The following is a 12,884-nucleotide window of genomic DNA, read 5'->3' on the forward strand; positions in this document are numbered from 1 at the left end:
CACCAAACCGCGCAGCAGCATCATCGAACCACGCCGACAACGTCGAATCCACACCACGATCGATCTGGCCAGCACTGAAGCGGGACAGCAGGTTTCGTTCACCATCGACCAAGATGTCAACGTCACCCACCGCTACGGTGGGATCAGCAGTCACCGCACGGAAGGTCCGTACCAGCCGATCACCGAATTCCACAACGGTCGACTCGTCGAACAGATCCGTCGCATACGTCAACGAGGCGGACATTCCGGCAGGTGCGCCGGCCTCGTCGGTTCGTTCGGTCAGAGTCAACTGGAGGTCGAATTTCGCCAACGCAAGATCGGCACTTTCGATCGACACTTCGAGGTCGCCCAGTTCGAGCGTTGCCTGTTCGTGGTTTTGGAACGTCAACGCCACCTGGAACAGCGGATGACGAGCCTGCGAACGAACCGGATCGAGAACCTCCACCACACGCTCGAACGGAACATCCGCATGCGCGAACGCTTGTAGATCCACTTCACGCGCCGAAGCCAACAGATCCGCGAACGACATCGACGGATCAACCTCGGTACGCAACACCAAAGTGTTGACGAACATACCGATCAGATCGTCGAGCTGCGCCTCACCGCGACCCGCGATCGGTGTACCGATCGCGATGTCGGTCGTTGCGGACAAACGAGAAAGTACGACGGCGAGCGCTGCGTGAACAACCATGAACGGTGTCGAGTTACTGCTGTGCGCAATCGAATTGACAGCTTCGTGCAGGGTGGCGTCGATATCGAACTCGACCTCGGCTCCGCGCCCTGAAGCGACCTCGGGACGCGGACGATCACCAGGCAGATCCAACTGCTCCGGAAGATCAGCCAACGCACCCGACCAGAACGCAATCTGCTGCGCGATGACGGACTGCGGATCGTCCTCGGGCCCGAGAACCTCACGCTGCCACAACGCGTAATCCGCGTACTGCACCGGCAACGGCGTCCAAGCCGGCACCGACGCTCGTGTACGTGCTTCGTAGGCAACCATCACGTCGCGGGTCAACGGGCCCATCGAGAAACCGTCGGTCGAGATGTGATGCACCACGAACACCAGGACGTATTCGCTGTCGCCGACTTTGAAGAGCTTGGCGCGCAACGGGACTTCAGACGTCACGTCGAAGCCGACCGTCGCCAGCTCTGCGACGCCTGCAGCCAGGCGATCTTCCGTGATCGACACGGGGCTGAGATCGACAACAACGTCTCGAACGTCACGGATTTCCTGGTACCCGACGCCGTCGACGTCCGGATACAGCGTCCGCAGTGATTCGTGTCGGCCCACGACATCGAGCACGGCAGCGTTGAGAGCTGCCACGTCGAGGGCGCCCGAAATCCTGATCGCCGCCGGAACGTTGTTCACTGCCGACGCGGGTTCGAACCTGTTCAGGAACCACATGCGCTGCTGCGCCAACGAAAGTGGGATCCGAGCGGGCCGGGACTGCGGGACCAGTGGGGCCGTGGCACCCGAACCGGCGTGCAGCTCGAGCCGGAGGGCGAGTGACTGCACGGTCGACGCTTCGAAGAGCGCACGAACCGGAACGCTTGTGTCAAGCGCCTCCCCCAGCCGTGCGGCGACACGGGTCGCGATCAGCGAGTTGCCTCCGAGCTCGAAGAAGTCGTCGTCGCGGCCAACCTGTGCGACTCCGAGAACTTCGGAGAACACCTGCGCGACAGTCTCTTCGACGGTCGTGATCGGCGCCTGATACACCTTCGACTCGAACACGGGCGACGGCAGAGCTTTGATGTCCGTCTTGCCCGCGGTGGTCAACGGAATCGAATCGAGCACCAGGACCGAGTCGGGAACCATGTAGCCGGTGAGGAACGTCGACACCGACTCGATGACCTGTGTGGGATCCACCTCGGCGCCGGCCTGTGGCACCACGTATGCAACGAGGCGATCGCCGAAGTGATCGTCGGAGCGTACAAGAGCAACAGCTTGCGCAACGCCCGCGCATCGGGTCAGCGCGGCCTCGATCTCGCCGAGTTCGATACGGAACCCACGGATCTTGACCTGGAAGTCACTGCGGCCCATGTACTCCACTGCGCCACCGTCGATCCACCGGACCAGGTCACCCGTGCGGTACAACCGCTCTCCCGGCGCCCCGAACGGGTCTGCGACAAAACGACCCGCCGTCAATGCCGGCTGTCCCAGGTATCCACGAGCGACCTGAACACCCGACACGTACAACTCACCTGCGACACCAACCGGAACGGGCTGCAAGCGGCCGTCCAAGATCCGCGCGGCCATACCTCGAATCGGGCCGCCGATGTTCATACGATCAAACGCGGTCAGCGTATCGCTGATGTTCGAGGCGACTGTCGACTCCGTCGGACCGTACGCATTGAAGAATCCACGCACACCGCCATCCGGAAGCGGCACCGCCCACTTGGCAACGAGAGACCGCGAACTGGCTTCGCCACCGACGACAACCACCCGCAACGCGTCAAGCCCGCTCGGATCCACTGATGCCAGCGCAGCGGGCGTCACGAACGCATGCGTCACGCCCTCCGAGCACAAGATCTCGGCCAGTTCCGCGCCGCCGTACACCGTCGTCGGCGCAATCACCATCGTCGACGCGGAGCCGAATGCCATCAGCAACTCGAGGACAGACGCATCGAAACTCGGCGAGGCGAAATGCAGCGTCCGAGCATCCGCGGTCAGCGCATAGCGCTCGACCTGCTCGGCACAGAAATTCGCCACACCGGCGTTGGTGACCACAACGCCCTTGGGCAGACCTGTGGTGCCGGACGTGTAGATGACGTACGCAGGCTGCCGCTCGTCGATCGCACTACGTCGATCCGAATCACTCACCGGCGCGCAGGATTCTGCCGCGCACGCCGCCACTGTCTTCTCGTCGTCGAGAACAACCCACGTCAACGCCGACGGCAATCCTGCCTCGACGTCACTGAGCGCAAGACCCAGCACCGCACCGGAATCGGAGATCATGTGGGCGATACGGTCAACCGGATACGTCGGGTCGACGGGCACGAACGCAGCACCCGTTTTCGCCACTGCCCACAGAGCGAGAACCGAATCGGCCGAACGCGGAATCGCGATCGCGACCCGATCCTCCGGCCCGACGCCCTTCGCAATCAGAACACGAGCGAGTCGCGACGACCGCTCGTCGAGTTCGAGGTAGCTGATCGACTGACCGTCGAAGCGAATCGCATCCGCCGACGGATCCACAGCGGCCGCCGCTGTGAGAATCTCGACCAGGGTTCCCGAGACCGACTGACCTCCATGAACATCGGCCAGCACACCCCGCTCGGCCGCATCGAGAATATCGATGTCACCGACGACAATCGAAGGAACCGACACGACAGTCTCGAGGATACGAACCAGACGCCGAGCAAACCCCTCGACCGTCGAAACGTCGAACAGATCTGCAGCAAACGTGAATTCGGCCGAGAGCCCTTGCTGGATCCCGTCTTCGCCGATCGACTCGGTTACTGCGAGTTCGAGGTCGAACTTGGCAGTGGTCGTGTCGATTTCGGCGGCCTTGATCGCCAGTCCCGGCAGTTCCAATGCCGTTTGCGCGAGATTCTGCAAGGACAGCACAACCTGGAACAGCGGATGTCTGGCCTGCGACCGGGCGGGTGCCAAGACGTCCACCAACCGCTCGAAGGGCACGTCCGAGTGAGCGAACGCTCCGAGCGCAGAATCACTCGCCGCAGCCAGCAGATCCGTGAATGCCTGGGCCTGGTCGACCTCGGTGCGCAGAACAAGCGTGTTGACGAACATACCGACGAGATCGTCGAGCGCCTCGTCGCCGCGACCGGCAACGGGAGTGCCCACGGCGATGTCCGAGGTCCCGCTCAGTCGGGCCATCAGAACGGCAAGCGCCGAGTGCAACGCCATGAAGAGCGTCGCGTTGTTCTCCCGTGCCAGCGCGTCCAATCGACGGTGCACATCCCCGGAGATCTCGAACGCGAATCGCTCGCCGCGCATCGACGCCACATCAGGCCGAGACCGGTCCGACGGAAGCTCGATCACATCCGGTAGGTCTGCCAGAGTTTCGGTCCAGTACGAGATCTGCTGCGAGATCAGTGATTCCGAGTCGTCTTCCGACCCCAGAACCTCACGCTGCCACAACGAATAGTCGGCGTACTGCACAGTCAACGGCTGCCACGCCGGCGCGATCGCGTCCTTGCGTGCCGAGTAGGCAATCATGACATCGCGTGCCAGGGGCGCCATCGACCAACCGTCAGCGGCGATGTGATGAACCACGATCGCGAGGGTGTGCTCGGTGTCGCTGACCGTCAACAGGCGGACACGGATCGGCACGTCGACGGTGACGTCGATCGCTGAGGATCCGATTGCAGCGACTCGACTTTCGAGCTCGTCCGGATCCGAAACCGACTCCACGGTCAGTCCGCCGAACGCCTCCGAAAGCGACAGAATCGACTGCTTCGGTCCGGAAGCCCCGTCCGGATATACCGTTCGGAGCACTTCATGCCGGGCCAGTACGTCCTCGAGCGCAGTTTCCATCGCGGCAGTATCGAGTTGACCAGTCAGGTGCAGAGCAAAAGTGATGTTGTAAGCAGCTGAGTCGGTGTCGAAGCGGTTCAGGAACCACATGCGCTGCTGCGCCAGCGACAACGGAATTTCCGCGGGACGCACCTGTGCGACGAGCGCCTTCTGCCCGCCGCTACCTACGTGCGACTCGATGTGTGCGGCGAGCGCCTCGACGGTGGAAACGTCGAATAGCGTTCGCACCGGCACCGTAGTGTCGAGCGCCCGCCCCAATCGGGAGGTGACCTGAGTAGCCACCAGGGAGTTGCCACCGAGTTCAAAGAAGTCGTCGTCGAGGCCGACTCGTTCCACTCCGAGAACATCCGCAATCACCTGCGCGACAATCTCTTCCACCGGCGTAGTGGGTGCACGAAACTCGCGGACCTCGAAAACAGGCTCCGGCAAAGCCCGGCGATCCAATTTGCCCACCGGGGTCAACGGAACCTCGGCGAGTTCCATGATGACGGACGGAACCATGTAGCTCGGCAGAGACTCTGCCACGAACGAGGCGAGCACGTCCCGATCGAAACTCGACCCGTCAGCCAGTTCGACGTAGGAAACGAGGGTTGTGACACCCGTCGCGCCTTCGCTTCCGACCGTCACCGCGAAGCGCACAGACTCGTGCGAGGACAGAACTGCGTCGATCTCACCGAGTTCGATACGGAATCCGCGAACCTTGACCTGGAAGTCACTGCGGCCGACGTATTCGAGAACCCCCGCGTCACCGCGCGCGTCTCCGCCGGTCCAGCGCACGACATCGCCGGTCCGGTACATTCGCTCGCCATCCGGCGAATACGGGTTGGCAACAAACCGTTCCGCAGAAAGACCTCGCCGCTCGTGGTAGCCGCGAGCCAATGCAGCGCCCGCAAAGTAGAGCTCTCCCCTGGTACCGACTGGAACAGGATGCAGACGCTCGTCGAGTACCAGTGCCGACATGCCCTCGACGGGACGCCCGATGTCGATCGATCGGCCGATCGCGAGATCGCCGAACGACGAGATGATCGTGGTCTCGGTCGGACCGTACCCATTGAAGTAGGCGCGCCCTGGGGCCCATTTCGCCAGCAACTCGGGAGTGGTCACGTCACCGCCGACGGAGACGACTCGCAATTCAGGCAGCTCTGCCGGCTCCATGGTCCCGAGTACTGCGGGAGTGATGATCGCGTGTGTGACCTTCTCGGAATGAAGAAGATCCGACAACTCGTGTCCACCGATAATTGTCGACGGAACGATCACCAAAGTTGCACCCGCAGAGAAGGCGACCATCCATTCGAGTACCGACGGGTCGAAGCTCGGCGAACAGATATGGAGGAAGCGTGAGGACTGTTCTACCTCGTAGCGACGCTGTGCTGCGTCTCTGACCCCACGGAGACCACCGTGAGTGACGCTGACACCCTTCGGTTTTCCCGTGGAACCGGATGTGTAAATGACATATGCAACGTGAGAACTGTGAATCGGAGCGATTCGGTCCTCGTCCGTGACCGGCGCTGAAGATTGCGTCGACAGTTCTCCGTTCAGCGCCTGGCCGTCAAGGACCAACCATTCTGTGACCGCAGGAAGCTGATCTACGAACTGTCCCGACGTGAGTCCGATCGCGGCCGAAGAATCGGCCAGCATGTGCCGAACACGATCTTCCGGATAGCTCGGGTCGACTGGGACGTATGCCGCCCCTGACTTCGCCACCGCCCATACTGCACAGACCATCTCGTACGAGCGAGGAAAGGCGAGAGCAACAATGGTCTCGGGGCCGGCGCCACGTCCGATCAGAACCCGTGCGAGCTTCGACGACTGCTCATCGAGCTCGCGGTAGGTGATCGATCGACCCTCGAAGCGCACAGCAACCGAATCCGCCTCAGCCGTGCCGGACAGGAAGATGTCGACGAGACTCTGCCGGGGCATCGTGTAATCCGCGGCTACGACCGTCAGATCGGTGCGCTCGGAGCGTGAGAGCAGGTCGATATCGCCGACGATCGTTTCAGGTCGGGTAGCCACGGCATCGAGGATGCGCACGAATCGAGTAGCGAAAGTGTTCACCGTGGCCGGATCGAACAGGTCCGTGGCATAGGTGAAGGTGGCGCTCAAGACGTCCGAGTCTTCGCTGCTTTCAGGATTCTCGGACACCATGAGCTCGAGATCGAATTTGGCGACCGGTACTTCCAGTTCAGCTGCAACTGCTTTGACACCTGAGAATTCCAGTTCGCGTCGTCCACTGATCTCCGCAGTGAGCGCAACCTGGAACAGCGGGTGACGAGCCTGCGAACGCGCCGGACTCAGAACTTCGACCAACCGCTCGAACGGCACATCGGCATGCCCGTAGGCAGACAAGCCCGATTCCCTTACCCGAGCGAGCAACTCTTCGAATCGTTCGTTCGGATCGACCTCGGTGCGAAGCACCAGGGTGTTCACGAACATGCCGATCACGTCGTTGAGTGCTTGATCGCCTCGCCCGCCGATCGGGGCACCGATCGCGATGTCGGAGGTACCACTGAGCCGGCTCAACAGCGTTGCATATGCCGCCTGCAACACCATGAACAGCGAGACGCTCCTCGAGCGCGCCAACTCGTTCAACTTGCGCGTCGTGCGTTCGCTGATCTGAAAATGGTGCTTGGCACCGTGATTGGACGCGATGGCAGGACGAGGTCGGTCGGTCGGCAGATCCAACTGATCCGGCAAATCGGCAAGTGCCCGGCGCCAGAAGTTGATCTGGCGAGACGACTCCGAGCGCGGGTCTTCGTCGGATCCCAGTGCTTCGCGCTGCCACAGGGCGTAGTCGGCGTACTGAATCGGCAGCGGCGTCCACGCCGGCGCAGACTTCTCACTTCGCGCCGAGTATGCGACGAGAAGGTCACGTGCGAGCGGACGGAACGACAGTCCGTCTGCAGCGATGTGATGGAGAACCATCACCAGGACGTAATCCGTCGGAGACACCTCGAAGAGGGCAACCCGTACCGGGATTTCGAGCGTCACGTCGAAGCCGCGAGACGCCACGTCGAACAGGGCCGCGTCGAGATGCGAATTCCGAATCTTGACCGGATTCAACTCCACTGCAGCCCGATCGACCGGCAGTACAAGCTGTTGCGCGGTTCCGTCGACATCAGGGTAGATCGTCCGCAAGGACTCGTGTCGCTCGAGAAGATCCATCACCGCGGCATGCAGGGCGGACGGGTCCACCGAACCGGTGAGCCGGACCGTGAACGGAAGGTTGTACGCGGGCGTCGACGGATCGAGACGGTTGATGAACCACATGCGCTGCTGTGCAAGCGAGAGCGGGACAACCTGGGGACGAGGCTTGGCGATCAGCGGGGTGAGCTGCCTGGCGTTACCCGCCACAGACTCGGCGCGGGCCGCCAAGGTAGCGACCGTGGTGGACTCGAAAAGCTCTCGAACGCCGAGTTGCACTCCCAAGGCGGAACCCACGCGGGTCACCAACTGTGTTGCAACCAGCGAGTTTCCACCGAGTTCGAAGAAGTCGTCGTCGATACCGACGCGCTCGACACCGAGAACGTCGGCAAAGACGTCAGCGACAACCCGCTCGATTTCGGTGCGGGGCTCGCGGTACTGCTTCGCACTCGCGAACACCGGCTCGGGCAACCCGGCACGATCCAATTTGCCACTCGTGTTGAGCGGCAACGCATCGAGCACCATCAACGCGGCCGGAACCATGTACGAAGGGAGGCTTCGACCGGCGAACTCACTGAGCACCGCAGCATCGATGTTTCGGCCCGGGCCCGGCACGACGTAGCCGACCAATTGATCACCGGTCGGGGTGACGGTCACCAAGACAACAGCCTGGGAAACGTCGGGGTGTGCCAGAAGGACGGTCTCGATTTCGCCGAGCTCGATGCGCTGCCCACGGAACTTCACTTGGAAGTCGGTACGCCCGATGTAGTCGAGGTTTCCGTCCTCACTGCGACGGACGAGGTCGCCGGTCCGGTACATACGCTCACCGGCCGTGCCGTACGGATTGGCTACGAACCGATCCGAGCTCAGGTCCGGTCGACCAACGTATCCGCGCGCGAGTTGAACGCCGGCGAGATAGAGCTCACCCGGCTGCCCGATGGGGGTCGGGCGAAGTTGTCCGTCCAGTACGTGCGCCTGAGTGTTCCACTGCGGCATACCGATCGGCACGGAAGTAGTATCCGTGGCCACGGCCTCGTAGTACGTGACCGATACCGCGGCTTCGGTCGGACCGTACAGGTTGTGCAGTCCGGCTCCACAGAGTTCGCGGAAGGCGGAAGACGTCTCGGGCGGGAGCGCCTCGCCGATGACGAACACGTGGCGCAACGAATCACAAGATCCGGCAGGTGCATTCGCAGTGAACAGCGTGAGCATGGATGGCACGAAGTCGGTGATCGTGACGCCGAGCTCCGCGATCTTGTTCGCCACGTAGATCGGGTCTCGATGACCGTCCGGAGTCGCGACGACGAGCGTGGCGCCGACCTGCAACGGCATGAAGAATCCCCACAGCGACACGTCGAATGTCGTAGCGGTCTTCTGCAGGTAGATGTCCGACGCCGAAAGCCCGTACTCGGCGTTCATCCACTGAAGCTGATTGTTGATCGCTGCGTGAGTGACCGCGACACCCTTGGGTCGCCCGGTCGAGCCGGAGGTGTAGATCACGTACGCGGTGTTCGAGAAATGCAAGGGAGACAGGCGATCTGCGTTGGCGATCGGCCTGCTGTCGAGCTGCCCATAGTCCAGTGTGTCGATCTCGATGACCCGTGTGCCCGAGGGCAGATCCACGTCGTCCCGCGCAGTGGTCACAACACACGTGGGCTGCGCCGACTCGAGAATGTAGGCCGTGCGTTCCGCTGGGTGGTCGGGATCCACCGGCACCCAGGCTCCGCCGGCCTTGGCAATCGCGTACAGACCGACCATCAAGTCCAAAGACCTGCGGATCGACAGTCCTACAAGCGATTCGGGCCCAACACCCATGGCGATGAGTTGACGAGCCAAACCATTTGCGCGAGAGTCAAATTCGGCGTATGTGAGGCTGGCGCCTTCGAAAACGACAGCGGTGGCATCGGGAGTTCTCTCGACCTGACGCTCGAATGCTTCGGTGATGGTCTGCGAGGCGACGTGGAAGCCGGTGCGGTTCCACAAGGCAACCTTGTTTCGCTCCTCGTCGGTGGCGACAGGAAGATCCCAGACCTTGCGGCTCGTTTCGGCCGAGACGAACTTCTCGAGAAACTCCACGAACCGCGAGTGATTTCGCTGGGCGTCCGCGGGCGCATACAGATTGGGATTCGACTCGAAGTCGATGTGTGTGCGGGTATCGCCGACGCTCTGGTACAGGTTGACACCGAGGTCTTCGATCAAACCCGTGGACAGGATGTGAAGCTCGCCGACGAGGGGCCCGAACGCCAACTCGGTGGAAAACATCATGATGTTGATCCACGGGCCGAAGAATCCGCCCCGGCCCGGCCCGTCACCGCCGCGAACCATGTCCTCGTGTCGGTATCGCTGGTGGCGCAGCGCGCCGGACATTTCGTTCCTGACGTCGTCCAGAAGCTCCTGGACGGTGGTGTCCGCAGTGACGGTCAGGCGCAGCGGCACGACGTTGGAGACCATGCCTCCGGATCGACGCAGCACGGCTGTCGTTCGACCGGAAACGGGCAGACTCAGCGACACGTCCTCTCGTCCGGTCATCTGAGCGAGGTACGCCGCAAACGCCGCGACGACAGTGCCGGCAACAGTGGTCTTCTCTATGCGCTCGAGGAACCGCCCGAGCAGCGCCTCGACGTGGTTGGACAGCGCTGCGCTGTCGATCCGACTGACTGGAGCCGGCGCGGCACTTCGACCCGCGAGGCTCGAGATCTCGTCGAGATTCTCGATCTTGTCTGCCCAGTACTTGCGATCGGTTTCGAAACGACTCGACTGGCGGTACTTGTTGTCTACCTCGTAGACGTTCCGGAGATCGGAGGCCTCACTCGGCTCCGGATCCCGGCCCTCCACGCGCGCCGAGTACAGCTCCGCCACACGAGTGACGAACGTCGACGCACCGAAACCGTCGAGAATTGTGTGGTGGACCCGCGTGTACCAGTAGTAGCGGTTCTCGCCGAGGCGCAGGATCGTGGCAGAGATCAGTCGGTCCGTAAGCATGTCGATCGGCCGACTGCGATCTGCTCGCATCCACCGCATGGCGGCGTCGTGCGAGTCGTCTTCACTACGAAGATCGACGTAACCGACTGAATCATCGAGTGTGGGGTCGATGATCTGGTACGGCTGGGCATCGATCTCGAAGATCCGCACGAAGGCCGACCCGATTTCGCGACCGGCGTCTGCACAGGCCTGGCGAAGGGCGTCAAGCTCCAGAGCACCACGGAGTTCGACGTACTGGGCGATGTTGACCGGTACTGCGGGATCAAGGTGCTGCGCGAACCACATACCGAGCTGGGCCGCCGAAAGTGGGAATGCGTCTGATCGCTGAACGTCTTCCGGCGAGCTGCCGACCTCCGGCTTGCCGCTCCCCAGTTCTCCGTTACCCAGCGAATTCACGCCCACAGCCTCTCTTCCACACCATTGCGCACCCGTGCGAGCCGAACGTCCGATTCGCAGCAGCTACCGACCTCATCCAACCTCGACGAGCCAGAACCACCCATTGTCTCCGATACATAGGTGACAAGAGAAATCCATACCCCGGTGTATCGACGGTTTTGCTGCAATTCGTTACAAATCGCCCAGCTCATCTACCCCCCGATCGCATTGCCGAAACGCACGGTTCAGACACTGTGCGCGACATCTCCACCCCTGGAACAATCAATTTGCTGCCGACGATCTGCACCCCCATCCACATCAGTCACCTCGGACAATTTACAGGCCCCTCAGCTACTTGGTGCCCGAGCTCGAACCAGATTCGACAGTCGCTGATCGAGACTATCGGTACACGCCGACAGACCGACGAAAGAACGCGCCGACCAGCGGTCGGCGCGTTCTTTCGATTGAAGGTACGAAGCTTCAGGAAAAACCCACACCAGTCACACTCTTCAGGTGTTCACTGGTGACACCTGGAGCCAGCTCCACAAGCTCCAGCCCGTCCGCGGTGACGTCCAGCACCGCGAGGTCGGTGATGATCCGGTTGACGACGCCCTGCCCGGTAAGCGGCAGGGTGCATGCCTCGACGATCTTGGGGTTTCCGTCGCGATCGGTGTGCTCCATCACGACGATGACGCGGCGGGCACCGTGGACCAGGTCCATCGCCCCGCCCATGCCCTTGACCATCTTGCCGGGGACCATCCAGTTGGCGAGGTCACCCGTCTTCGACACCTGCATCCCGCCGAGCACCGCGGTGTCGATGTGGCCGCCGCGGATCATCCCGAACGAGAGGGCCGAGTCGAAGAACGCGGCACCAGGATTGACAGTGACGGTTTCTTTACCTGCATTGATGAGGTCGGCATCGACCTGATCATCAGTCGGATACGGTCCGGTACCGAGGATGCCGTTCTCGCTGTGCAGGACCACCTTGACACCCTCGGGCAAGTAACTGGGGATCAGCGTCGGCAGGCCGATACCGAGGTTGACGTACTCACCCGGCCGCATCTCGGCAGCAGCGCGAGCGGCCATCTCGTGGCGGGTCCAACCGATACGAGTTTCCTCTGCGCTGCTCACTTGGTACCCCCTGAGACGGTCCGCTTCTCGATCCGCTTCTCCTGTGGGCCTGTGTGCACGACCCGCGCGACGAACACACCAGGTAGGTGCACGTGTGCGGGGTCGATGTCGCCCGGCTCGACGAGGTTCTCCACCTGCGCGATGGTGATCCGGCCGGCCATGGCAGCAAGCGGGTTGAAGTTCATCGCCGTCTTGTTGAAGACGAGATTTCCTTCGGTGTCGCCGTAGTCCGCGTGCACGAGCGCGAAGTCAGCGGTGATCGCCTCTTCCAATACATACGTGCGGCCACCGAACACTGCCGTCGCCTTCGGTGGCGACGCCACGGCGATCGAACCGTCCGGGTTGTATCGCCACGGCAAGCCGCCCTCGGCGATCGGTGTGCCGACGCCGGCCGGAGTGTAGAACGCCGGGATGCCGGTACCGCCAGCTCGCAGCCGCTCGGCCAGCGTCCCCTGCGGCGTCAACTCCACTTCGAGCTCACCGGCGAGATACTGGCGGGCGAACTCCTTGTTCTCCCCCACGTACGACGCCGTCACCCTGGCGATCCGGTGCGCGCCGAGCAGAATGCCGAGACCGTAGTCGTCGACACCGCAGTTGTTGGAGAACACCTCGAGATCGGTGGCGCCGCCGTCGGCGATCGCCGCGATCAGTGCGTCGGGAATACCGCACAGCCCGAAGCCGCCCACTGCGAGCCTGGATCCGCTCGCGATGTCGGCAACTGCCTCAGCTGCCGTATTCACGACTTTGCTCATCC

Annotated in this window: 3 protein-coding genes; all 3 read right to left on the bottom strand. The window is 62.3% G+C overall.

What is annotated here, in order from left to right:
* Positions 1 to 11,020: non-ribosomal peptide synthetase (locus QMA15_RS28955; RefSeq protein WP_290287774.1), on the bottom strand; the 11,020-nt coding region annotated here is incomplete at its 3' end.
* Between the two features lie 459 nt (positions 11,021 to 11,479).
* Positions 11,480 to 12,085 (bottom strand): 3-oxoacid CoA-transferase subunit B, encoded by a 606-nt coding sequence (locus QMA15_RS28960; protein ID WP_176749024.1) that lies wholly within the window; start codon positions 12,083 to 12,085, stop codon positions 11,480 to 11,482.
* Positions 12,086 to 12,126: 41 nt separating this feature from the next.
* Positions 12,127 to 12,882 (bottom strand): CoA transferase subunit A, encoded by a 756-nt coding sequence (locus QMA15_RS28965; protein ID WP_290287775.1) that lies wholly within the window; start codon positions 12,880 to 12,882, stop codon positions 12,127 to 12,129.
* Between the last annotated feature and the right edge of the window lie 2 nt (positions 12,883 to 12,884).

Origin of the sequence: Rhodococcus sp. APC 3903 (assembly GCF_030407755.1) — a bacterium.
In the GTDB taxonomy this organism is placed as follows: Bacteria; Actinomycetota; Actinomycetes; order Mycobacteriales; family Mycobacteriaceae; genus Rhodococcus_F; species Rhodococcus_F erythropolis.